A 23,002-nucleotide genomic window follows, 5' to 3' on the forward strand; every position below is an offset into this window, starting at 1 on the left:
ACGGTCACAGTATGAGGAGCAGCGTCATGGACGACAGAGTGTACGAAAAGAATCAGCGAGTCTTCCAGACCGCACGCACCGCAGCGGTGCTGACCGGAGCGATCACGGCCTTCATCACCTTCGCCGCGTTTATGATCGCTGGCTTCGGGATTCAGGAGACTGCGGCATGGATGTTCGCACTAAGCCTCATGTCAGCCTCGGCCCTGTTCATCGTTATGCACATCGTGACGACGAATGAGCTCAAGAAAACGCAGCAGACCTGAATCGTCGATTGGCTTCAAGCACCAGCCAGAGGCACAGGAGTGATTCCGAAGGGTGCCAGACCGGCCACTCCCCCATCCTCAGCGGTGAGTACCCAGACTCCCCCATCGTGTCTGGCAACGCTGTGCTCCCAATGGCTGGCACGTGATCCGTCATCGGTCACGATGGTCCAGTCGTCGGCCAGGGTGATGGTCTCGCTGCTGCCCGCGGTGAGCATGGGTTCGATCGCGAGGCACATTCCCGATCTGATCTTCGGCCCGTTCGAGCGCGCCCGATAGTTGAGAACCTCAGGCGGCATATGCATAGCCGTTCCGATGCCATGGCCGGTGAATTCCTCCACGAGTCCAAGACCGGGGACTTCGCGTGAGACGTGATCGTCGATGGCATCCCCGATGTCACTGACCTTGTTCCCCGCTGCGAACGCAGCAATGCCCACCCACATGGCCTTCTCAGTGGCCTGGGACAACGCGATGTCCGCCTTCGACCCAGCGGCGTCTCCGCCGATGATCATCGTGAAGGCGGAATCACCGTGGAACCCATCGACGATGGCTCCACCATCGATGGACACGAGATCCCCGGACTCAAGGACCCGCTCGCCTGGTATGCCGTGCACGATCTCCTCGTTCACAGAGATGCACACAACGGCGGGGAACCCCTGGTAGCCGAGGAAGTTGGACTGAGCCCCCGCCTCGGTGATCACGGATTCAGCGGCCGCAGCCACCTCGGCGGTGGTGACGCCCGGGACTGCTGCGGCGCGAGCAGCTTTCAGCACCTGGTTGGTGAGTAGGCCTGCCCGCCGCATCGTGACCAGCTGTTCAGGAGACTTCAGCTCGATCCTGGGACCGAAGATCATCGAATGGAGTCGAGGATTCGGTCGGTGATCTCAGCGACTTCACCGAGTCCGTCGACCTGGCGCAGCAGGCCGCGTTCGCGGTAGATGTCAGTCAGAGGCTGAGTCTGCTCGGCGTAGACGTCCAGGCGGTGACGGATGACGTCTTCACTGTCATCGCTGCGGCCTTCGGTCTGCGCGCGCGCCAAGAGGCGGGCGACGACCTCGTCGATATCAGCGGTGAGCTCGACGACCTGCTCGATCTCATGGCCCTGAGCGGCGAGAATCCGATCGAGCTCGTCCACCTGTGCGCTGGTGCGCGGGTAGCCGTCGAGGAGGAATCCCTCAGCGGCGTCGTCCTGGCCCAGTCGATCGGCCACCATCGAGTTGGTCACCTCGTCGGGGACATACTCGCCGGCGTCCATGTAGCGCTTGGCCAGATTGCCGAGTTCGGTTTCGCCCTTCACGTTCGCACGGAAGATGTCACCGGTCGAGATCGCCGGGATGTTCAGCGCCTCCGACAATCGTGCGGCCTGGGTGCCTTTGCCGGCACCAGGGGGGCCGATCAGAATGATGCGTGAGCTCATAAGGTATTTCCTTCCAATGGATTTCCGCGGTCGGGGTCGGTCAGCGCAGCAGACCTTCGTAATGGCGCTGCTGCATCTGTGCATCGATCTGCTTGACGGTCTCGAGACCGACTCCCACCACGATCAGAAGCGAGGTGCCGCCGAATGGGAAGTTCTGGTTAGCGTTGATGAGAACCAGCGCGATCAGCGGAATCAGTGCGATGAAGGCAAGGTAGAGCGAGCCCGGGAAGTTGATGCGGCTGAGCACGAAGCTCAGGTAGTCGGCGGTGGGCTTTCCTGCCCGGATGCCGGGGACGAAGCCTCCGTACTTCTTCATATTGTCCGCGACTTCCTCCGGGTTGAAGGTGATCGCGACGTAGAAGTAGGCGAAGAAGATCGTCAGCAGGGCGTAGGTGGCGATGTAGATGGGGTGGTCACCGCGTGTGAAGTAGGTATTGATCCACTCTACCCACTTGCTCTCGGGATCGAAGAACTGCGAGATCAGGCTCGGCAGGTAGAGAACCGAGGAAGCGAAGATCACCGGGATCACACCGGCCATGTTGACCTTGATCGGTATGTAGGTCGAGGTCCCGCCGAACATCCGACGACCAACCATGCGCTTGGCGTACTGCACCGGAATGCGGCGCTGGGACTGCTCGACGAAGACGACGAGTGCAACGAGCACCAGACCGACGGCGATGACGATGAGGAAGATGTCGATGCCCTGTTCGCGGAAGATCGCTCCCAGCGACGAAGGGAATGCCGAAGCCACAGAGGTGAAGATGAGCAGCGACATTCCGTTGCCGACTCCGTGTTCGGTGATCTGCTCGCCGAGCCACATGATGAGGCCGGTACCTGCCACCAAGGTGACGACGAGGACGGCGATGCCCCACCAGGTGTCATTGGTGATGAGGTCGGTGCATCCTTCGATCTGGCCGAAGAGCGCTCCCGAGCGCACTGTGGACACCAGGGTCGTGGCATTGAGCACGGCCAGCCCGATGGTCAGGTAGCGCGTGTACTGGGTGAGTTTCGCCTGGCCCGAGGCTCCCTCTTTGTGGAGCGACTCGAAGCGCGGAATGACCACGCGCAGAAGCTGCACGATGATGCTGGCGGTGATGTAGGGCATGATGCCCAGAGCGAAGATCGACAGCTGCAGCAGTGCACCACCGCTGAACAGGTTGATCATCGCAAACCCGCCCTCATTCAGCTGCGGGGACGCCACGCACTCCTGGACCTGGGTGTAGTCGATTCCCGGCGAGGGAATGAACGAACCGAGGCGGAAGATGACAAGAATGCCCAGGGTGAAGAGGAGTTTGTTCCTCAGGTCGGGCGTTCTGAAAGCCCTCCGAATTGCGCCGATCAAGCGTCCTCCTCATTGGGGGATGAAAAAGTCAGGGTCGAAGATGCGACCTGGCGAATGAGACAAATACCTGCAAAAGACTACCAGGCTATGACCGTCAGGCTGAAACCGAAGGGCCGCTTGGACGACTGCTCAAGCCCGATATCGTCGGGACTGTGTCGAAACCGACTCTGAGGCGTCTTCGCCCAGGTCGCAGGCGCGAGAATTCGGGGACGAGGAAGGGGCGGCCACAGTGTGACCGCCCCTTCCTGAGAAACCTCAGACCCGCTGTGCGAGTGCTGTTCAGGCTTCGTTGACGCTTCCGCCTGCAGCCATGATCTTCTCGAGTGCTGAACCCGAGACCTTGTCTGCAGTGATGTTCAGAGCAACGGTGATCTCACCGGTGCCCAGCACCTTCACGGGCTGCTTTGGACGCACGGCGCCCTTGGCAACCAGATCGGCGACAGTGACGTCGCCGCCTTCTGGGTACAAGGACGACAGCTTGTCAAGATTGACAACCTGGAACGTCACCTTTGCGGGGTTCTTGAACCCGCGCAGCTTAGGCAGACGCATGTGCATCGGAGTCTGTCCACCCTCGAAGCCGTGAGGAACCTGGTAGCGGGCACGTGTGCCCTTGGTTCCGCGTCCGGCTGTCTTGCCCTTCGAAGCTTCACCACGACCGACACGGGTCTTGGCGGTTTTTCCTCCGGGGGCAGGACGGAGATCGTGGACCTTCAGTGAGTCGTCATTCGACATATCAATCCACCTCTTCCACAGTCACGAGGTGACGCACGACGTTGATCATTCCTCGGATTTCCGGGCGATCTTCGCACACCACCACATCGTCGATCCGCTTCAGTCCAAGCGAACGCAGCGACGCGCGCTGGTTCGGCTTGCCACCGATATCGGACTTGCGCTGGGTTACCTTGAGCTTTGCCATCAGGACTTCCTCTCGCCTTCAGCAGCCGCCCGCAGCAATGCGTGAGGGGCGACTTCGTCCACAGGCAGACCACGGCGTGCCGCGACCTGCTCTGGGCGTTCGAGGCTCTGGAGGGCCTTGATCGCCGCGCGAACGATGTTGATTGCGTTGGCTGATCCCAGCGATTTGGACAGGATGTCCTGAACACCGGCAGCATCGAGGACCGCACGCACCGGACCACCGGCGATGACACCGGTACCGGGTGCGGCAGGCCGAAGCATGACGACACCGGCAGCGGTCTCACCCTGGATCGGGTGCGGAATGGTCTTCTGGATGCGGGGGACGCGGAAGAAGCTCTTCTTCGCCTCCTCAACACCCTTGGCAATGGCCGCAGGAACTTCCTTAGCCTTGCCGTAGCCCATGCCGACCATACCGTCTCCGTCACCGACGACGACGAGGGCGGTGAAGGAGAACCGACGTCCACCCTTGACGACCTTCGACACACGGTTGATCGTCACGACGTGCTCGATGAACTGGCTCTTCTCTTCACGGTCACCGCGACCGCCGCGTCCACGACCTTCGCCGCGTCCACGACCCTGGCCACCCTGACCGCCCTGACCGCCTTGACCGCGGCCACGTGAGGAGCGATCACTGTTGTTATCGGTACGGGTCTCAGCAGCTGGCTGCTGTTCCTTGTTCTCTTCAGTGCTCATAGGGCCAATCCTCCTTCACGTGCACCTTCGGCGATTGCCTGTACACGTCCATGGTAGGCGTTGCCGCCACGGTCGAATACAACGGCTTCGATGCCGGCTTCCTTGGCGCGCTGGGCTACCAGTTCGCCGACCTTGTGGGCCTTGCCGGTCTTGTCACCTTCGAGTGTGCGCAGGTCGGCTTCCATGGTGGAGGCCGATGCCAAGGTCTTACCGACGGTGTCGTCGATGACCTGGACAAAGACGTGGCGCGTGGAGCGAGTCACTGACAGGCGTGGGCGTTCCGGCGTACCGCTGACATGCTTGCGCAGACGAGCGTGACGACGTTTGCGGGCCGCAGCCCTGCCCTTGCCGTAGCTTTCCTTTTTGCCAAAGGCCATCTCTACTTACCAGCCTTTCCGACCTTGCGACGGACATTTTCTCCGACGTAGCGAACACCCTTGCCCTTGTAAGGCTCAGGCTTGCGCAGCTTCCGGATGTTGGCAGCGGTCTCTCCGACCAGCTGCTTGTCGATGCCGTGAACGGCCAGCTTGGTCTGTCCGTCGACCGTGAAGGAGATTCCCTCAGCTGGTTCAACGGTGATCGAGTGGCTGTAGCCCAGAGCGAACTCGAGGTTCGATCCCTTGGCCTGCACGCGGTAACCGGTGCCGACGATTTCGAGTGCCTTCGAGTAGCCCTCGGTCACACCGACGATCATGTTGTTGATCATCGTGCGGGACAGTCCGTGCAACGAACGCGATTCGCGCTCCTCGTTCGGACGGGCCACTGTCACGACGCCTTCGTCGAGCGATACGGTGATCGGCTCGGCGATGGTGACGGACAGCTCGCCCTTAGGACCCTTGACGGCGACATCCTGGCCATCGATTTTGACCTCTACGCCATTCGGGACGGAGATCGGGTTCTTGCCAATACGTGACATATTCTTCTCTCCTTCCTTACCAGACGTAGGCGAGGACTTCCCCACCCACACCCTTCTTGGCGGCCTGACGATCAGTCAGGAGACCTGACGAGGTCGACAGGATGGCGATGCCGAGTCCACCGAGGACCTTAGGCAAGTTGGTCGACTTCGCGTAGACGCGCAGCCCGGGCTTCGACACACGGCGCAGGCCGGCGATCGAACGCTCGCGGTTGGGACCGAACTTGAGGTCCATGAGCAGGGTCTTACCGACCTGAGCGTCTTCGACGCTCCAACCGGTGATGTAGCCCTCGCTTTTGAGGATCTCAGCGATGTTGGATTTCAGCTTCGAGAACGGCATGCTGACGTCCTCGTGATAAGCCGAGTTGGCGTTCCGCAGACGTGTCAACATGTCTGCGACTGGATCAGTCATTGTCATTTGGGCTCTAGCCCTTCCTCGTTACGGTTTCCGCCCACGCAATGCGTGCTTGGACCTGCAACGTAGCGATTATTTGGTCTTGAACGGGAACCCGAGGTGACGCAGAAGTGCACGTCCCTCGTCGTCGGTGTTCGCTGTAGTCACAACTGTGATATCCATACCCCGGACGCGGTCAATCCGGTCCTGATCGATCTCGTGGAACATCGACTGCTCCGTGAGACCGAAGGTGTAGTTACCGTTCCCGTCGAACTGACGATCCGAGAGGCCGCGGAAGTCGCGGATACGCGGAAGAGCCAGAGAGATGACACGGTCGACGAATTCCCACATACGGGCTCCACGCATGGTGACGTGGGCTCCAATGGGCTGACCTTCGCGCAACTTGAACTGGGCGATGGATTTCCTCGCCCGAGTCACGATCGGCTTCTGACCGGTGATCAGAGTGAGATCGTTGATTGCACCTTCGATCAGCTTCGAATCGCGTGCTGCGTCACCCACACCCATGTTCACGACGACCTTGGTCAGACCGGGAACCTGCATGGGGTTTGCGTAGTTGAACTCGTCCTGCAGCTTGGCCACGATGTCATCGCGGTAAACCTGCTTGAGGCGTGGCGCTGGACGGTTCGTTGTTGTTTCCGTCATCAGATCTCCTCCCCGGTGCGACGCGAGACGCGGACGCGGACGGTCTTGTCGCGACCATCGCGTTCCACAGTTTCCTCGCGGTATCCGACGCGGGTGGGCTTGTTGTCCTTAGGATCAACGAGCGCCACGTTGGACACGTGGATTGGGGCTTCGTGAGTCTCACGGCCACCGGCAGTGCCGCCGGCCTGAGTCTGCGTTGCCTTCTTGTGCTTGATCACGCGGTTGATGCCCTCAACGAGGACGCGGTTGCGTTCCGGGTACACGGCAAGAACCTTGCCCTGCTTCCCACGATCGCCACCTCGTGACTGACGGGCGCCTGCAATCACCTGGACGAGGTCGCCCTTCTTGATCTTGAGCTTGTTCGCCATGCTCACAACACCTCCGGTGCCAGGGAGACGATCTTCATGAACTTCTTGTCGCGCAATTCGCGTCCCACGGGTCCGAAGATACGGGTTCCGCGTGGCTCGCCATCAGTCTTGAGAATGACTGCTGCATTCTCGTCGAACTTGATGTACGAACCATCCGGACGACGGCGTTCCTTGGCGGTGCGAACGATGACAGCCTTGACGACGTCACCCTTCTTCACGTTTCCACCAGGAATTGCGTCTTTGACGGTTGCCACGATGGTGTCACCGATCGAGGCATAACGCCGACCGGAACCACCCAGAATCCTGATTGCCAGGATCTGCTTGGCACCAGTGTTGTCGGCGACCTTGAGTCGCGACTCTTGCTGAATCACTATTTTCTCCTGTCGTCGCGCCGGTTCTCACACGATTGGATGAGCCTTGCGGAACGGATTAATGACATTTCACCCCGTTCCCGGTAGCCGCCCACGGCCTGCTGGAGACCGTGGGCGGGACCGGGTGGGAGGGGTGGCGTCGGCTTACTTGGCGCGTTCGATGATCTCGACGAGCCGCCAACGCTTCGCGGACGAAACCGGCCGCGTCTCGGACACGAGGACGAGGTCGCCGACACCAGCGGCGTTCTCCTCATCGTGAACCTTGTACTTCACCGACTGGCGAAGAACCTTGCCGTACAGGCGGTGCGTCTTGCGCTCCTCCACCTCGACGACGATGGTCTTCTCCATTTTGTCGGAAACAACGTAACCACGCGCAGTCTTGCGGGAGTTACGGTCCGCAGGCGTTGCCTCGGGCTTGGTGGTCTCCGCCATCACTTGTCCTCTTCCTTAGCGTCAGCGGGGTTCGGACGGATGTCCAATTCCCGCTCATTGAGCACGGTGTAGATACGAGCGATGTCGCGACGCACGGCCTTGAGCCGACCGTGGCTCTCCAGCTGGCCGGTGGCCGACTGGAAGCGCAGGTTGAACAGCTCAGCCTTAGCCTTCTTGAGCTCCTCGAGCAGACGCTCGTTGTCATAACCGTCAAGTGCGTCCATGGAAAGGTTCTTCGAACCGATTGCCATAATCACTCACCACCTTCGCGGGCCACGATACGGGCCTTGAGCGGAAGCTTGTGGATGGCGAGACGCAGCGCCTCGCGTGCAACTTCCTCGGACACACCGGCGAGTTCAAACATGACCCGACCCGGCTTGACATTGGCGACCCACCACTCAGGCGAACCCTTACCGGAACCCATACGGGTCTCGGCAGGCTTCTTCGTCAGCGGTCGATCTGGGTAGATGTTGATCCACACCTTGCCACCACGCTTGATGTAGCGCGTCATGGCAATACGTGCGGCCTCGATCTGCCGGTTGGTGATGTAGGCAGGCTCTGTGGCCTGGATGCCGTAGTCACCGAACGACACCTTGGTGCCGCCCTTGGCTGCGCCGCCCCGCTTGGGGTGGTGCTGCTTGCGGTATTTAACCCGACGAGGGATCAACATGTGTCAGCCCTCCGATCCGGCCTCAGCCGCAGGGGCCTCGGCATTGTTCTCGGTCTTCGGCGCTGCGTCATTCCGGCGCGGTGCTGCTGCGCCTTCCTGTCCACGACCACGGCCTCCACGGCCGCGCCCACGGCCCTTGGGGCCACGAGCTGCAGGAGCCTTCGCCTGCTCGGCAGCAAGCTCCTTATCGGTCATATCGCCCTTGTAGATCCACACCTTGACGCCGATGCGACCAAATGTGGTGTGTGCTTCGTGGAAACCGTAATCGATGTTCGCACGCAGGGTGTGCAGAGGCACACGACCTTCGCGGTAGAACTCGGAACGGCTCATCTCAGCACCGCCGAGGCGGCCGGAGCACTGCACGCGGATGCCCTTGGCACCTGCACGCTGAGCGCTCTGGATCGACTTGCGCATCGCGCGGCGGAAGGCCACACGACTTGCAAGCTGCTCGGCAACTCCCTGAGCAACGAGCTGAGCGTCGATCTCAGCGTTCTTCACCTCAAGGATGTTGAGCTGAATCTGCTTGCCGGTGAGCTTTTCGAGCTGACCGCGAATGCGATCGGCTTCGGCTCCACGACGCCCGATGACGATGCCCGGGCGGGCAGTGTGGATGTCGACTCGGACACGATCACGTGTGCGCTCGATGTTCACCTTGGAGATGCCAGCGCGCTCAAGGCCCTTGGTCATCATCTGTCGGATCTTCACATCTTCGAGCACGTAGTCGCTGTAGCGCTGTCCCGGCTTAGTCGAGTCAGCAAACCACTTTGACTTGTGATCCGTTGTGATTCCGAGTCGGAATCCGTTCGGATTGATTTTCTGGCCCATTAACGGTTCCCCTTCCGGCTCTTGCGCTGAGGCAGGTCGTCACCGCTGGCCAGGACCACTGAAACGTGGCTTGTGCGCTTTTCAATGCGAAATGCGCGACCCTGAGCTCGCGGGCGGAACCGCTTCATGGTTGGTCCCTCGTCCACGAATGCTTCGGAGATGACCAGTTCGTTCTCGTCGAACGCAATGCCCTCCTCGTCGGCCCGGGTACGCGCGTTGGCGATTCCGGAGGCAACGAGCTTGTAAATCGGATCTGATGCCGACTGTTCTGCAAACTTCAACACTGCAAGTGCTTCGGTCGCCTGCTGACCACGAATGAGGTCGATGACGCGCCGAGCCTTGCGAGGCGTGACGCGCAGGTAACGCGCCTTAGCCTTGGCTTCCATCGCTTCCTTCTCTCTTGTCTAGGATCGTAAGAGTGCCCCGCGTCAGCGGCGGCGACCCTTGCGATCGTCCTTTTCGTGGCCACGGAACGTCCGTGTCTGTGCGAACTCGCCAAGCTTGTGTCCGACCATGGCTTCAGTGATGAAGACTGGAACATGCTTGCGTCCGTCATGTACTGCGATGGTGTGTCCCAGGAAATCCGGGATGATCATCGAGCGACGAGACCATGTCTTGATTACGTTTTTAGAGTTCTTCTCGTTCTGACGAGCCACCTTCTGGTACAGGTGTTCATCGACGAAAGGACCCTTTTTGAGGCTACGAGGCATAAGTCAGTACTCCAATCAGCGCTTCTTGCCGGTCCGGCGACGGCGCACGATGTACTTGTCGCTCTCTTTGTTCGGCCGGCGTGTGCGGCCTTCTGACTGACCCCACGGGCTGACTGGGTGACGACCACCCGAAGTACGGCCCTCGCCACCACCATGTGGGTGATCGATCGGGTTCATGACGACACCACGGACGGATGGGCGCTTGCCCTTCCAACGCATGCGGCCTGCTTTACCCCAGCTGATGTTCGACTGCTCGGCATTGCCGACCTCGCCGATCGTCGCACGGCACCGAGCATCAACATTGCGGATTTCGCCCGAAGGCATCCGCAGCTGAGCAAACCGGCCGTACTTCGCAACGAGCTGCACGGAAGAGCCGGCAGAGCGAGCGATCTTGGCACCGCCGCCTGGACGCATCTCAACTGCGTGCAGCACGGTACCTACTGGGATGTTGCGCAGAGCAAGGTTGTTGCCCGGCTTGATGTCTGCACCCAGACCGGCTTCCACCTGTGCGCCCTGCTTAAGGTTCTGCGGGGCGAGGATGTAGCGCTTCTCACCATCTGCATAGTGCAGAAGAGCGATCCGCGCAGTGCGGTTCGGGTCATATTCGATGTGTGCGACCTTTGCCGGTACGCCATCTTTGTCATGGCGGCGGAAGTCGATGACACGGTACTGACGCTTGTGGCCGCCGCCCTGATGGCGAGTGGTCACGCGTCCCTGGCTGTTGCGGCCACCGCGCTTAGGCAGCGGGCGCAGAAGTGACTTCTCCGGTGTAGACCGGGTCACTTCGACGAAGTCGGCGACCGATGAGCCACGGCGGCCCGGGGTCGTCGGCTTGTGCTTACGGATTCCCATGAGTCTTGTCCTTCTTTTACGAAGGATCGCTTAGAGCGATCCACCGAAGATGTCGATCGATCCGTCCTTGAGGGCGACAATGGCACGCTTGGTGTCCTTGCGCTTTCCCCAACCGGTGCGAGTGCGGCGGCGCTTGCCCTGACGATTCAGGGTGTTGACCTTGGCGACCTGCACATTGAAGATCGATTCAATGGCGTTCTTGATCTCAGTCTTGTTCGACCCCTGATCGACGATGAAGGTGTACTTTCCCTCGTCCATCAGGCTGTAGGTCTTTTCCGAGACGACCGGAGCGACGATGACGTCGCGTGGGTCCTTGAAGTTCAGACTCATGATGCGTCCTCCGATTTGCGGTATCCGCCCAGGAACGTCTCCAGCGCTGACTCGGTGAACACGATGTCATCGGCGATCAGCACATCGTATGTGTTGAGCTGATCGGAGGTGAGCACGTGAACGTGAGGCAGGTTGCGAACGCTGCGCTCGGTGAGCTCGTCGTCACGGTTGAGCACCACGAGGGTGTTCTTGCGATCGGAGAGGCTGGCCAGAGCGAGCTTCGCCTGCTTGGTCGACGGTGCTTCGCCGGTGATCAGGTTCTTCACAACGAAGACCTGATCGAGACGTGCGCGATCCGAGAGAGCGCCGCGCAGAGCAGCGGTCTTCATCTTCTTAGGGGTCCGCTGCGAGTAATCGCGGGGAACCGGCCCGTGCACGATTCCACCACCGTTGTACTGAGGAGCACGGATCGAACCCTGACGGGCGTTACCGGTACCCTTCTGGCGGTAGGGCTTGCGACCGCCACCGCGTACTTCGGAGCGGGTCTTTGTCTTGTGTGTACCCTGACGGGCTGCTGCCAGCTGTGCGACAACAACCTGGTGGATCAACGGCACGTTGGTCTGCACACCGAAGATCTCGGCTGGCAGGTCAACTGATCCGGTCTTCGCACCAGCAGCATCGACGACGTCGACTGTCTTGACATCAGTCATTACGTTCAGCCCTCCTTCGCGGCCGAGCGAACGAGAACGACTGCACCCTTGGGGCCAGGTACGGCACCCTTGATGAGCAGGAAGTTGTTCTCGGTGTCCACGGCGTGGATCGTGAGGTTCTGGGTGGTGTGCTTGACTGCACCCATACGGCCGGCCATGCGCATACCTTTGAACACGCGACCAGGGGTCGCGGCTCCGCCGATTGAACCCGGCTTGCGGTGGTTGCGGTGCGAACCGTGGGAGGCGCCGACACCGTGGAAGCCATGACGCTTCATGACACCGGCGGTTCCCTTACCCTTGGTCTTTGCGGTCACATCGACCTTGATCCCGGCGTCGAAGGTATCGACTCCGAGTTCCTGACCCAGCGCGTAGTCAGCAGCGTCTGCGGTGCGCAGCTCGACAAGGTGACGGCGTGGTGTCACGCCTGCCTTCTCGAAGTGGCCTGCAGTAGGCTTGTTGACCTTGCGAGGATCGATTTCGCCGAACGCGATCTGCAGTGCGGGGTAACCGTCGGTTTCCTCGTTGCGGATCTGTGTCACGACGTTGCTGCCGGCGGCCACTACGGTCACCGGTACGAGATTGTTCTGCTCATCCCAAACCTGAGTCATGCCCAGCTTGGTTCCCAGAAGGCCCTTGACCTTGCGGGTGGTAGGGAGAGCTGATGAACGATTGTTCGCCATGTCTGCCTCCCTTAGAGCTTGATCTCGATGTTGACGTCGTCAGCGAGGTCGAGACGCATGAGCGAATCGACTGCCTTCGGCGTCGGATCGACGATGTCGATCAGACGCTTGTGCGTGCGCATTTCGAAATGCTCACGGCTGTCCTTGTACTTGTGTGGCGAACGGATGACGCAGTAAACGTTCTTCTCCGTTGGCAACGGCACGGGGCCCACAACAGTCGCACCTGCGCGAGTGACGGTGTCCACGATCTTTCGTGCAGCACTGTCAATCACAGCATGGTCGTACGACTTGAGCCGAATGCGGATCTTCTGTCCCGCCATGGCGTCGTCTCTTTCTTTAGTTACTTCCGGCCATCAACCAACAGTCGATCAAAATCTTCTGTGGTCTGTGCCGGCTGACCATGACCGACCCCCGAGGTCGGGCGTGTCGGCTAATCCTTGCGGAGAATCTTTCGATTCTCACTGAGGGCCGACGGCGCTTTTACTCATTGGCTGCTCGGTCCGAACCCGCTCAAGGCAGATTCATCGATCCGATAGTGTTCCGGACTGTTCGCGGTATCTCTACCGCAGTGCAGGGGTCAACGTCCAAAACGCAACTTCACTATCTTGTCACATAGCACTTCATCGGCGCAATTCCAGGCATCTGACTTGTGAGGCATCTCATCATCGCCTGCCGCTGCAAGTCGGGCAGGCCACTCGCTGAGGATGGCCCCCGTTGTGAATGCACGGAACCCCGGCCCATTGGACCGGGGTTCCGAATCGATCTCTCAGGACCGAAGTCCTGAACTCAAGGCCCAAGCCTCAGCGATCGAAGGTATATCAGGCGGTGATCTTGGTGACTCGACCAGCGCCGACGGTACGTCCACCCTCGCGAATAGCGAAGCGGAGGCCCTCTTCCATAGCGATCGGCTGGATGAGCTCGACCGACATGTCAGTGTTGTCGCCGGGCATGACCATCTCGGTGCCCTCAGGCAGCGTGATGACGCCGGTGACGTCAGTGGTGCGGAAGTAGAACTGAGGACGGTAGTTCGAGTAGAACGGGTTGTGACGTCCACCCTCGTCCTTGCTCAGGATGTAGACCTGGCCCTCGAAGCCGGTGTGCGGCGTAATCGAACCTGGCTTGCAGATGACCTGGCCGCGCTCGACTTCTTCGCGCTTCGTTCCACGCAGGAGCAGTCCGACATTCTCACCCGCGCGTGCGTCGGGCAGAGTCTTGCGGAACATCTCGATTGCGGTGACGGTCGTCTTGGACGACTTCTCCTTGATGCCCACGATTTCGATGTCATCGTTAGGCAGCAGGACGCCGCGCTCCACACGGCCGGTGACGACGGTTCCACGACCAGTGATCGTGAAGACGTCTTCCACAGGCATGAGGAAGGGCTTGTCGATGTCGCGTTCCGGCTCGGGAACATTGTCATCGACGGCCTGCATGAGGTCTTCGACGCTCTTGACCCACTTCTCGTCGCCTTCCAGCGCCTTGAGAGCGGACACAGGAATGACGGGAGCGTTGTCGCCGTCGAAGTCCTGGCTCGAGAGCAGATCGCGGACCTCGAAGTCGACGAGCTCGATGAGCTCCTCGTCGTCGACCATGTCGGACTTGTTCAGTGCGACAACGATGTAAGGCACACCAACCTGACGTGCGAGCAGAACGTGCTCACGAGTCTGCGGCATCGGACCGTCGGTAGCGGCAACCACGAGGATTGCGCCGTCCATCTGAGCAGCACCGGTAATCATGTTCTTGATGTAGTCGGCGTGACCAGGGGCATCGACGTGAGCGTAGTGACGCTTCTCGGTCTGGTATTCAACGTGCGAGACGTTGATGGTGATGCCGCGCTCCTTCTCCTCAGGTGCGTTATCCACCTGGTCGAAGGCGCGAGCCTCATTGAGATCTGGGTACTTGTCCGCCAACACCTTGGTGATTGCGGCGGTCAAGGTGGTCTTTCCGTGGTCAACGTGGCCGATGGTGCCAATGTTGACGTGCGGCTTAGTCCTATCGAAACTAGCCTTTGCCACTGGGTTCCTCCTCGTGGTTGGCAAAAGATATGCGGTTCATATCTTAGACCTTTGTTGGTTATCTTTCATTTCGGTGAACATGTTCTTGCTCACCGTGGCGACCGGGGACCGGAGATTACTCTCCGCCACGCATCTTCTGGACGATCTCCTCGGCGACTGCCTTGGGGACCTCCGCATAGCTGGAGAAAGTCATCGAGTACACCGCACGGCCCTGGGTCTTCGACCGCAGATCACCGATGTAACCGAACATCTCCGACAACGGGACCACAGCCTTGACGACCTTCACACCGGAAGCGTCGTCCATCGACTGGATCTGGCCACGTCGGGAATTGAGGTCGCCGATGACGTCTCCCATGTATTCCTCTGGGGTACGCACCTCGACGTCCATGACCGGTTCCAGCAGAACCGGCTTCGCCTTCTGAACGGCCTCCTTGAAGACCATTGAGCCGGCGATCTTGAATGCCATCTCCGAAGAGTCGACATCGTGGTAGGCGCCGTCGATGAGTGTGGCTTTGACGCCAACCATCGGGTAACCGGCGAGCACACCAAGCTGCATCGCGTCCTGGATACCGGCGTCGACGCTCGGAATGTACTCGCGCGGAATACGTCCGCCCGTGACGGCATTCTCGAATTCGTAGATCGTATCGCCTTCGACCTCGAGAGGTTCGAAGGTGACCTGGACCTTCGCGAACTGTCCCGATCCACCCGTCTGCTTCTTGTGGGTGTAGTCGTACTTTTCGACAGTGCGGCGAATGGTCTCACGGTAGGCGACCTGCGGCTTGCCGACATTCGCCTCGACCTTGAACTCGCGACGCATACGGTCGACGAGGATGTCGAGGTGAAGTTCGCCCATTCCGCGGATTACGGTCTGACCCGTCTCCACATCAAGTTCGACCCGGTATGTCGGGTCTTCCTTGACGAACTTCTGAATGGCAGCAGAGAGCTTCTCCTGGTCACTCTTGGTCTTGGGCTCAATGGCCACGGAGATGACCGGCTCAGGGAAGGTCATCGACTCGAGAGCGATCGGGGCGTTCGGATCGCACAGCGTGTCACCGGTGGTTGTCTCTTTGAGACCGATGAACGCGTAGATGTGGCCGGCGATGGCCTCTTCGACAGGGTTCTCCTTGTTGGAGTGCATCTGGAAGAGCTTGCCGACGCGCTCCTTCTTGCCGCTCGTAGAGTTGAGAACGGCCTCGCCCGACTTCACCTGTCCGGAGTACACGCGGACGTAGGTCAGCGTGCCGAAGAACGGGTGGGTGGCAACCTTGAACGCGAGAGCCGAGAAAGGCTCATCTTTGGAAGGCTTGCGAGTCAGCTTTTCGTCCTCGTCACGAGGGTTCTCACCGATCATGGGAGGAACTTCGAGAGGCGAAGGGAGATAGTCGATGACGGCATTGAGCATGGGCTGGACGCCCTTGTTCTTGTATGCCGAACCGCACATCACAGGGAACGCCGTGGAGTTGACGACGAGAGAGCGGATGCCCTCCTTGATCTCGGCAATCGAGATCTCTTCGCCCTCAAGGTACTTCTCCATGAGTTCGTCAGTGGCTTCAGCAACATCCTCGATGAGCTGGGCGCGGTACTCAACTGCCTTGTCCTGGAGATCTTCTGGGATCTCGATCTCGGTCATGTCCTGACCCTTCTTGGACTCATCAGGCCAGATGTAGGCCTTCATCTCAAGAAGGTCGACTACCCCGGCGAACTCCGACTCGGAGCCGATAGGCAGCTGAATGACCAGCGGCTTGGCACCGAGGCGTTCGCGGATGGTGTCGACGGTGAAGTAGAAGTCAGCACCGAGCTTGTCCATCTTATTGACGAAGCACACGCGTGGCACGTCGTACTTGTCAGCCTGACGCCACACGGTCTCGGACTGCGGTTCAACGCCTTCCTTGCCATCGAAGACGGCGACGGCGCCATCGAGGACGCGCAGTGAGCGCTCAACCTCGACGGTGAAGTCGACGTGGCCCGGGGTGTCGATGATGTTGATCTGGTTGTCGTGCCAGTAGCAGGTGGTGGCAGCCGACGTGATCGTGATGCCACGTTCCTGCTCCTGGTCCATCCAGTCCATCGTCGAGGCACCGTCGTGCGTCTCGCCGATCTTGTAGTTCACACCGGTGTAGTAAAGGATGCGTTCGGTTGTGGTGGTCTTACCGGCATCGATGTGGGCCATGATGCCGATGTTGCGGACCTTATTCAGGTCGGTGAGCACGTCAAGTGCCACGGTGTCTCTCTCTCACTCGATGATGTGATCGGCTCCCCCGCTGCCTGGCCGGCAGGCGCCGCATGACGCCTGCCGGCCAGGGTTCCGGAGAGGAACGATTACCAGCGGTAGTGGGCGAAGGCCTTGTTGGACTCGGCCATCTTGTGGGTGTCTTCGCGACGCTTCACAGCGGCGCCGAGGCCGTTGCTCGCGTCGAGAATCTCATTCATGAGGCGCTCGGTCATCGTCTTCTCACGACGCTGGCGGGAGTAAGCCACGAGCCAGCGCAGTGCCAAAGTCGTCGAACGAACCGGACGGACATCGACCGGAACCTGGTAGGTTGCGCCACCGACACGGCGAGAGCGAACCTCGAGGGATGGGCGGATGTTGTCGAGAGCCTTCTTCAGGTTGACAACTGGGTCATTGCCGTTCTTCTCACGGGTGCCTTCGAGAGCACCGTAGACGATGCGCTCAGCGGTCGAACGCTTTCCGTCGAGCAGGATCTTGTTGATCAGCTGCGTGACGATCGGCGAACTGAAGACCGGGTCAATGACGATCGGTCGCTTTGGTGCAGGACCTTTACGTGGCATTACTTCTTCTCCCTCTTCGCACCGTACTTGCTGCGTGCCTGCTGGCGGCCCTTGACACCCTGGGTGTCAAGCGAACCGCGAACGATTCGGTAGCGCACACCTGGCAGGTCCTTGACACGACCACCGCGCACGAGCACGATCGAGTGCTCCTGCAGGTTGTGTCCTTCGCCTGGAATGTAGGCAGTCACTTCGATCTGGCTCGAAAGCTTGACACGAGCGACCTTGCGAAGAGCCGAGTTCGGCTTCTTGGGTGTAGTGGTGTACACACGGGTGCACACTCCACGACGCTGCGGGCTGCTCTTCAGAGCAGGAGCGTCGGATCCTGCGGATTTGACATGTCGTCCCTTGCGGACGAGCTGCTGGATTGTCGGCACTAAGCGTTCTCCATTTGCTTCTCGATAAACCTAATTCCCAACGTTGGCCATGGCATCAGCCATGTCTGTGAACCGTGGGACATATCCGACTGAACACCGGGTGAAGCTTCACGCCCGATGCCAGTATTCGCGCGACGGCCTGAACCCTGCACTCGGGCGTGTCGCGTTGACACGCAACCTATGCAGAATGACACGTCGGCGGCCTGCCTCCGTCGAATTCTCACAATCAGTCCGGATCTCACAAAACATCCGGTATGGTCATTCGTCGAGGCAGATAACACAATCAGTCGCATCCTAGAATATCGCGGTCTCCCGCATCTGGTCAAAACCAGCCGCTGTGGGTTGCACGACACAGCCCCGCCACCCCGGCGCAGGGAACCCCCTCCCCCGGTGCACCTACCCTCCGCGGACCGAAGTCCAAGCTCTTCGCGGACCGAGAACTGAGGCCGACAGTCGCCCGCGGCTCGCGCGCCCGAGACTCGAGACTATTGCTTCCTTGACTCATTCAAGAAAAGGCGGCAAGCTGTTGCTGTGGCTGAGAACAAGGATAGGCACGAGTCGGAACCGACCGCAGCACTGCGGGAGAGTTCCCTTCGCGTGACGAAACAGAGAGTCGCAGTTCTCGCGGCTGTGTGCGACCACCAGCATGCAGACACAGAGACTGTCATCCGCGCTGTTCGAGAGATCCTCCCCGAGGTATCGCATCAGGCGGTGTACGACTCGCTGCACACACTCACCGAGGTCGGACTCGTGCGGTGCATTCAGCCGTCCGGGTCTGTGGCCCGTTACGAGCGACGCATCGGGGACAATCATCATCACCTCGTGTGCCGCTCGTGCAATCTCATCGTCGATGTCGACTGTGCGGTCGGGCAGGCCCCCTGCTTGACCCCTTCACACGACGCTGGTTTCGTCATCGAGCAGGCCGAAGTCACTTTCTGGGGCTTGTGTCCTGACTGCGCTGTGTCTGCAGCGCCTTCGGGCAGCACCGAACCCGCCTCGGCGGTCTGAGCCGATCCACCCAACGACAAAGCCACACCTTTGTCTTCAACCGGGTCCTGACGGGGACTCGAAAGTGAAAGGAATACTATGACCGATACTTCCACCGCCGGCGGCTGTCCAGTCGTCCACACCACCTCGGCTGCGGCGACGGCGCCCGATGCCGACTCGCTGGTCGATCCCAGCCAGGGCGATGCCAACTCGCATTGGTGGCCGAATCGCCTCAACCTCAAGATCTTGGCCAAGAACCAGCCAGCTCGCGACCCGATGGACGAAGGCTTCGACTACGACGCCGAGTTCGCCAGCCTCGACTACTACGCGCTCAAGGCCGACATCGAAGAGCTGCAGAAGACGAACGCCGACTGGTGGTCGGCTGATTTCGGTCACTACGGCCCGTTCATGATCCGCATGGCCTGGCACTCCGCAGGCACCTACCGAGTCCAGGACGGACGCGGCGGCGGCGGCGAAGGGCAGCAGCGTTTCGCGCCTCTGAATTCCTGGCCCGACAACGTGGGTCTCGACAAGGCCCGTCGATTGCTCTGGCCGGTCAAGAAGAAGTACGGCAAGAAGATCTCATGGGCTGATCTATTCATCCTCGCCGGAAACGTAGGTCTCGAATCCATGGGCTTCAAGACTTTCGGTTACGCCGGTGGTCGCAAGGACGTGTGGGAACCCGACAATGACGTCTACTGGGGCTCCGAGACCGAATGGCTGGGCACCGACAAGCGCTATGTGGGCAACCGCGAGCTGCAGAAGCCGCTGGCGGCAACGACCATGGGTCTCATCTACGTCAACCCTGAGGGCCCAGAGGGCAAACCGGATCCGCTGGCCGCGGCCATCGACATCCGCGAGACCTTCGGTCGCATGGCCATGGACGACGAGGAGACAGTCGCTCTCATCGCAGGTGGACATACCTTCGGCAAGACCCACGGCGCAGCATCCGAGTCGCACAAGGGCGGAGATCCGGAAGCAGCACCGATCGAGGAGCAGGGCCTGGGTTGGAAGTCCGACTTCGGCACCGGCCAGGGCAATGACACCGTCGGCAGCGGCATCGAGGTCACGTGGACCTACCACCCCACTCGGTGGGACAACGAGTTCTTCCACATCCTCTTCGCCTACGAATGGGAGGTCTTCGAGAACGAAGGCGGACACCTGCAGTGGCGCCCAGTCGACGGCGGCGGCGATGACATGGTTCCGATGGCTCAGGGCGACGGACGCCGCGAGCCCCGCATGCTCACAACCGATCTTTCGCTGCGTTTCGATCCCATCTATGGTGAGATCTCGCGCCGCTTCAAGGACGACCAGAAGGCCTTCGAGGATGCCTTCGCCCGCGCCTGGTTCAAGCTCACTCACCGTGACATGGGCCCGTCCACTCGCTACCTCGGACCCGAGGTCCCCAGCGAAGAGCTCATCTGGCAGGACCCGGTCCCGGCCGGCACACCGCTCGCAGAGGGCCAGCTCGAGGCCATCAAGGCTGCCGTGCGCGAATCCGGGCTGAGCGTCTCCCAGCTCGTCTCAACCACGTGGGCCGCGGCATCATCACACCGTGTCTCCGACTTCCGCGGCGGAGTCAACGGCGGACGCCTGCGCCTCGAACCGCAGAAGAGCTGGGAAGTCAACGAGCCCGCGAAGCTAGCCGAGGTCATCACAGTCCTCGAACGCATCGCAGCGGACACCGGAGCAACGTTCGCCGATGTCCTGGCGATCGCCGGCGGCGTCGGCATCGAAACCGCGGCGAAGGCCGCCGGCCATGATGTCAGCGTTCCGGTCTCGACCGGCCGCGGTGACGCGACCCAGGAGCAGACCGACGTCGATTCGTTCTCCTACCTGGAGCCGACACACGACGGATTCCGCAACTACCTCACCGAGGACCTCCCCCTGTCGGCCGAGTACCTCCTCCTGGACAAGGCGAGCCTGCTCGGTCTGACCACTTCGGAGCTGACCGTGCTCATCGGTGGGCTGCGTGTCCTCGGTGCAAACTACGAAGATTCGGAGCTCGGTGTGTTCACCGACCGTCCCGGCGAGCTGACGAACGATTTCTTCGTCAACCTCCTGGAACTGGGCAACGTCTGGAAGCCGATCGGACCGTCCGAATCCGCCACTGTCTACGAGTGCTTCTCCCCCGAGGGAGACAAGCTGTGGACCGGAAGCCGTATCGATCTGCTCTTCGGTGCCAACTCCGAGCTGCGTGCCATCGCCGAGGTATACGCCTCCGATGACGCCCAGGAGAAGTTCGTCAACGACTTCGTCAAGGCCTGGAGCAAGCTCGTCGAAGCAGACCGCTTCGATCTGCACCGCTGAGTGATCTGAGAAATCGCGCCTGTGCCCCCACCACGATCAGTGATGGGGGCACAGTCGTATCCAGGATGGAATCAGGCCTCTGCTGGCCACCGCCCTGTTGTCCGGCTCTGGGAGTGCCCGGCCCGGGGTTCGGAAGGTTCGGATTCGGGTTGACTGTCATGGGAACTCTTTGGTTGTCAGTGATTCCGCTCTCGTGTGCTGTGCTGTCGCAATTCCGAGTCGTGGCTGTGTCCAGCCTGTGGAACTTGGCTGCGGCCGATCTCAACTGCAGATGTGTGGTCCCCGCTACACTGGGCGTCATGGCCAAAGAAGATTCCCCGCACTCGCCCGCGCCCCGCATCCGAGCCTCTGACAAGGACCGCGACGCCGTTCTCGGAGTCATCACCGACGCGGTCAGCAACGGTCGGCTCGACCCGGAAGAGACCGCCGAACGTCAGGATGAGGCGATTTCGGCGAAGTACCTCGACGAACTGATGCCGCTCATCGTCGATCTGCCCGAAGGACACGAGCTCTACCGCACCCTGCAGCGCCAGACCGGCGGAACGGCGGCAGGGACATCACTCGCACGCAGCGCCGGACCCACCTCGCTGGCTCCGATGGCGGAACCGGGCACAGCGGAGCCGATGAACTCGGTGGCGATTATGTCCGGGCGCGAACTCGATGTGCCAGCCGGCACAGCCCAGGTGACGACCTATTCGCTCATGGGCGGCGACAACATCGACCTGTGCGACGTCATGGGACCGGGAGTCACCGTGTCGCTGACATCGTATTCGATGATGGCCGGCCACGACATCTACGTCCCTCCCGGCGTGCGGGTCCGCGACGACACAATCAACATCATGGCCGGCAATGAGATCCGCGGCTCCGCCAAAGGAGACGGTTCGAATGGGACGCTCATCCTCAAGGGCGTCTCTGTCATGGCCGGTCACGACGTGCATTTGGCCAAAGGCTATCGAGCAAAGGATCAGGGGCAATTGGAATGAAGATAGGTGTACTGACCTCCGGCGGGGACTGCCCCGGACTCAACGCGGTCATCCGCGGAATCGTCCGCAAGGGCATCCGCTCGCACGAAGATACGTTTGTGGGAATCCGCGACGGTTGGCGCGGCCTGCTCGAAGACGATGTGTTCGACATGACTATGCTCGACGTTCGCGGACTCTCCGGCCGAGGCGGCACCATCCTCGGCACGTCCCGCACCCACCCCTATGAGGGCGGCGGGCCGGAGCGGATGCGCGAGGTGATGACCGCCCACGGCATCGACGCGATCGTTGCGATCGGCGGCGAGGGCACACTGGCTGGGGCCTCCCGACTCGTGAACGAGGAGGGACTCAACATCATCGGTGTCCCCAAGACCATCGACAACGATCTCAGCGGCACTGACTACACCTTCGGCTTCGACTCGGCCCAAGCCATCGCGACCGAGTCCATCGACCGGCTCCGCACAACGGCCGAGTCCCATCATCGATGCATGGTCATCGAGGTCATGGGCCGCAACGTCGGATGGATCGCGCTGCATGCGGGAATGGCCGGTGGCGCGCACGCGATCCTCATGCCGGAGTTTCCCGTCTCCTTCGACCAGATCGAGGAATGGGTGACCTCGGCCAGGGACCGCGGCCGTGCTCCGATCGTCGTCGTGGCCGAGGGCTTCATTCCCGAGGGGCTCGACGAACAGGTCGCGGACCGGGGTGTCGACAACAAGGGACGGACCCGTCTCGGCGGCATCGCAGACTTCCTGGCTCCCAAGATCGAGGAGATCACCGGAATCGAGTCCCGTGCCACCATTCTCGGACACCTTCAGCGAGGCGGCTCCCCCACGGCGTATGACCGGGTCCTGTCCACGCGTCTGGGGATGGCTGCGGCAGATCTCGCGCACAACGGCGACTGGGGCAAGATGGCCAGTCTCAAGGGCACCGACATCGTCTCGGTCGACATGGCTTCAGCCGTCGACCGACTCAAGTCTGTTCCGCTTCAACGCTGGGAAGAGGCGCAAGTCCTCTTCGGCTAGCTGTCCTGCTCAACGAAGCCGCCTTGCAACGCCGACACG

At 60.8% G+C, this 23,002-nt stretch carries 31 protein-coding genes and 1 pseudogene; 5 read left to right on the forward strand and 27 right to left on the reverse strand.

Annotation, left to right across the window (positions count from 1 at the left end; all coding sequences use genetic code 11):
• Positions 1-26: 26 nt before the first annotated feature.
• The gene (locus tag FO013_RS07435; protein WP_143921946.1) at positions 27-263 is read left to right on the forward strand and encodes a hypothetical protein; all 237 of its coding nucleotides are present in this window, start codon (positions 27-29) and stop codon (positions 261-263) included.
• A gap of 14 nt (positions 264-277) precedes the next feature.
• On the opposite strand, the gene map is transcribed toward FO013_RS07435, so the two are convergent.
• The 27 genes and pseudogenes from map to rpsL all read right to left on the reverse strand — a co-directional run bounded on the left by map (position 278) and on the right by rpsL (position 17,661).
• A complete protein-coding gene (gene map / locus FO013_RS07440) occupies positions 278-1,114 on the reverse strand; it encodes a type I methionyl aminopeptidase (RefSeq protein WP_143921947.1) in 837 nt (278 codons plus the stop codon).
• The gene (locus FO013_RS07445) at positions 1,111-1,677 is read right to left on the reverse strand and encodes an adenylate kinase (RefSeq protein ID WP_143921948.1); all 567 of its coding nucleotides are present in this window, start codon (positions 1,675-1,677) and stop codon (positions 1,111-1,113) included. The genes map and FO013_RS07445 overlap by 4 nt, the downstream gene beginning before the upstream one ends.
• A 40-nt stretch (positions 1,678-1,717) precedes the next feature.
• Complete coding sequence (gene secY, locus FO013_RS07450) at positions 1,718-3,019, reverse strand: preprotein translocase subunit SecY (protein ID WP_143921949.1); 1,302 nt, start codon at positions 3,017-3,019, stop codon at positions 1,718-1,720.
• A gap of 279 nt (positions 3,020-3,298) precedes the next feature.
• Positions 3,299-3,751, reverse strand: a complete 453-nt coding sequence (rplO, locus tag FO013_RS07455; protein ID WP_143921950.1) for a 50S ribosomal protein L15 — start codon at positions 3,749-3,751, stop codon at positions 3,299-3,301.
• A gap of 1 nt (position 3,752) precedes the next feature.
• Complete coding sequence (rpmD, locus tag FO013_RS07460; protein WP_143921951.1) at positions 3,753-3,935, reverse strand: 50S ribosomal protein L30; 183 nt, start codon at positions 3,933-3,935, stop codon at positions 3,753-3,755.
• A complete protein-coding gene (gene rpsE / locus FO013_RS07465) occupies positions 3,935-4,627 on the reverse strand; it encodes a 30S ribosomal protein S5 (protein WP_069599776.1) in 693 nt (230 codons plus the stop codon). Before rpsE ends, rpmD begins: the two co-directional genes overlap by 1 nt.
• Positions 4,624-5,004: a 50S ribosomal protein L18 gene (gene rplR, locus FO013_RS07470; RefSeq protein ID WP_009883554.1), complete on the reverse strand. Its 381-nt coding sequence runs from the start codon at positions 5,002-5,004 to the stop codon at positions 4,624-4,626. The genes rpsE and rplR overlap by 4 nt, the downstream gene beginning before the upstream one ends.
• Positions 5,005-5,006: 2 nt before the next feature.
• Positions 5,007-5,543, reverse strand: coding sequence for a 50S ribosomal protein L6 (rplF, locus tag FO013_RS07475; RefSeq protein WP_143921952.1), 537 nt, complete (start codon positions 5,541-5,543; stop codon positions 5,007-5,009).
• Between the two features lie 16 nt (positions 5,544-5,559).
• Positions 5,560-5,958, reverse strand: coding sequence for a 30S ribosomal protein S8 (gene rpsH / locus FO013_RS07480; protein ID WP_009883556.1), 399 nt, complete (start codon positions 5,956-5,958; stop codon positions 5,560-5,562).
• Between the two features lie 69 nt (positions 5,959-6,027).
• A complete protein-coding gene (gene rplE, locus FO013_RS07485; RefSeq protein WP_143921953.1) occupies positions 6,028-6,597 on the reverse strand; it encodes a 50S ribosomal protein L5 in 570 nt (189 codons plus the stop codon).
• Positions 6,597-6,965, reverse strand: a complete 369-nt coding sequence (gene rplX / locus FO013_RS07490) for a 50S ribosomal protein L24 (RefSeq protein WP_101621025.1) — start codon at positions 6,963-6,965, stop codon at positions 6,597-6,599. The genes rplE and rplX overlap by 1 nt, the downstream gene beginning before the upstream one ends.
• Before the next feature lie 2 nt (positions 6,966-6,967).
• Positions 6,968-7,336: a 50S ribosomal protein L14 gene (gene rplN, locus FO013_RS07495; RefSeq protein ID WP_009883559.1), complete on the reverse strand. Its 369-nt coding sequence runs from the start codon at positions 7,334-7,336 to the stop codon at positions 6,968-6,970.
• Between the two features lie 144 nt (positions 7,337-7,480).
• A complete protein-coding gene (gene rpsQ, locus FO013_RS07500) occupies positions 7,481-7,768 on the reverse strand; it encodes a 30S ribosomal protein S17 (protein ID WP_101574502.1) in 288 nt (95 codons plus the stop codon).
• 2 nt (positions 7,769-7,770) lie between these two features.
• A pseudogene (rpmC, locus tag FO013_RS07505) lies at positions 7,771-8,019 on the reverse strand (50S ribosomal protein L29); the annotation flags it as partial.
• Positions 8,020-8,021: 2 nt separating this feature from the next.
• Positions 8,022-8,438, reverse strand: a complete 417-nt coding sequence (rplP, locus tag FO013_RS07510; protein WP_009883562.1) for a 50S ribosomal protein L16 — start codon at positions 8,436-8,438, stop codon at positions 8,022-8,024.
• A 3-nt stretch (positions 8,439-8,441) separates the two neighbouring features.
• A complete protein-coding gene (gene rpsC / locus FO013_RS07515; protein WP_009883563.1) occupies positions 8,442-9,263 on the reverse strand; it encodes a 30S ribosomal protein S3 in 822 nt (273 codons plus the stop codon).
• Positions 9,263-9,649: a 50S ribosomal protein L22 gene (gene rplV, locus FO013_RS07520; protein ID WP_009883564.1), complete on the reverse strand. Its 387-nt coding sequence runs from the start codon at positions 9,647-9,649 to the stop codon at positions 9,263-9,265. Before rplV ends, rpsC begins: the two co-directional genes overlap by 1 nt.
• 42 nt (positions 9,650-9,691) lie before the next feature.
• A complete protein-coding gene (gene rpsS / locus FO013_RS07525; RefSeq protein WP_009883565.1) occupies positions 9,692-9,973 on the reverse strand; it encodes a 30S ribosomal protein S19 in 282 nt (93 codons plus the stop codon).
• Positions 9,974-9,988: 15 nt separating this feature from the next.
• Positions 9,989-10,825: a 50S ribosomal protein L2 gene (gene rplB / locus FO013_RS07530; protein WP_009883566.1), complete on the reverse strand. Its 837-nt coding sequence runs from the start codon at positions 10,823-10,825 to the stop codon at positions 9,989-9,991.
• A 30-nt stretch (positions 10,826-10,855) separates the two neighbouring features.
• The gene (gene rplW / locus FO013_RS07535; protein ID WP_101621022.1) at positions 10,856-11,155 is read right to left on the reverse strand and encodes a 50S ribosomal protein L23; all 300 of its coding nucleotides are present in this window, start codon (positions 11,153-11,155) and stop codon (positions 10,856-10,858) included.
• Complete coding sequence (gene rplD, locus FO013_RS07540) at positions 11,152-11,805, reverse strand: 50S ribosomal protein L4 (protein ID WP_143921954.1); 654 nt, start codon at positions 11,803-11,805, stop codon at positions 11,152-11,154. Before rplD ends, rplW begins: the two co-directional genes overlap by 4 nt.
• Positions 11,806-11,810: 5 nt before the next feature.
• A complete protein-coding gene (rplC, locus tag FO013_RS07545) occupies positions 11,811-12,485 on the reverse strand; it encodes a 50S ribosomal protein L3 (protein ID WP_143921955.1) in 675 nt (224 codons plus the stop codon).
• A gap of 11 nt (positions 12,486-12,496) precedes the next feature.
• A complete protein-coding gene (gene rpsJ, locus FO013_RS07550) occupies positions 12,497-12,805 on the reverse strand; it encodes a 30S ribosomal protein S10 (RefSeq protein ID WP_009379191.1) in 309 nt (102 codons plus the stop codon).
• Between the two features lie 498 nt (positions 12,806-13,303).
• Complete coding sequence (tuf, locus tag FO013_RS07555) at positions 13,304-14,497, reverse strand: elongation factor Tu (RefSeq protein WP_143921956.1); 1,194 nt, start codon at positions 14,495-14,497, stop codon at positions 13,304-13,306.
• Between the two features lie 115 nt (positions 14,498-14,612).
• Positions 14,613-16,718 carry an elongation factor G gene (gene fusA / locus FO013_RS07560; protein ID WP_143921957.1) on the reverse strand — a complete coding sequence of 702 codons (2,106 nt, stop codon included), beginning with the start codon at positions 16,716-16,718 and terminating at the stop codon, positions 14,613-14,615.
• A 98-nt stretch (positions 16,719-16,816) separates the two neighbouring features.
• Complete coding sequence (rpsG, locus tag FO013_RS07565) at positions 16,817-17,287, reverse strand: 30S ribosomal protein S7 (RefSeq protein WP_009883572.1); 471 nt, start codon at positions 17,285-17,287, stop codon at positions 16,817-16,819.
• On the reverse strand, positions 17,287-17,661 hold the full coding sequence (gene rpsL, locus FO013_RS07570; RefSeq protein WP_101621017.1) for a 30S ribosomal protein S12: 375 nt from the start codon (positions 17,659-17,661) through the stop codon (positions 17,287-17,289). The genes rpsG and rpsL overlap by 1 nt, the downstream gene beginning before the upstream one ends.
• A gap of 531 nt (positions 17,662-18,192) precedes the next feature.
• Between rpsL and FO013_RS07575 the strand changes: the two genes are divergently transcribed.
• The 4 genes from FO013_RS07575 (at position 18,193) to FO013_RS07590 (ending at position 22,963) form a co-directional block, all read left to right on the forward strand.
• Positions 18,193-18,669: a Fur family transcriptional regulator gene (locus FO013_RS07575; RefSeq protein WP_143921958.1), complete on the forward strand. Its 477-nt coding sequence runs from the start codon at positions 18,193-18,195 to the stop codon at positions 18,667-18,669.
• A gap of 78 nt (positions 18,670-18,747) precedes the next feature.
• The gene (katG, locus tag FO013_RS07580) at positions 18,748-20,958 is read left to right on the forward strand and encodes a catalase/peroxidase HPI (RefSeq protein ID WP_143921959.1); all 2,211 of its coding nucleotides are present in this window, start codon (positions 18,748-18,750) and stop codon (positions 20,956-20,958) included.
• Positions 20,959-21,257: 299 nt separating this feature from the next.
• Entirely contained in the window at positions 21,258-21,941 is a 684-nt protein-coding gene (locus FO013_RS07585; protein ID WP_143921960.1) for a DUF1707 SHOCT-like domain-containing protein, read from the forward strand.
• A complete protein-coding gene (locus FO013_RS07590; RefSeq protein WP_143921961.1) occupies positions 21,938-22,963 on the forward strand; it encodes a 6-phosphofructokinase in 1,026 nt (341 codons plus the stop codon). Before FO013_RS07585 ends, FO013_RS07590 begins: the two co-directional genes overlap by 4 nt.
• Positions 22,964-23,002: the final 39 nt, after the last annotated feature.

This window comes from Brevibacterium aurantiacum (genome assembly GCF_007558825.1).
GTDB classification, from domain to species: Bacteria; Actinomycetota; Actinomycetes; order Actinomycetales; family Brevibacteriaceae; genus Brevibacterium; species Brevibacterium aurantiacum_A.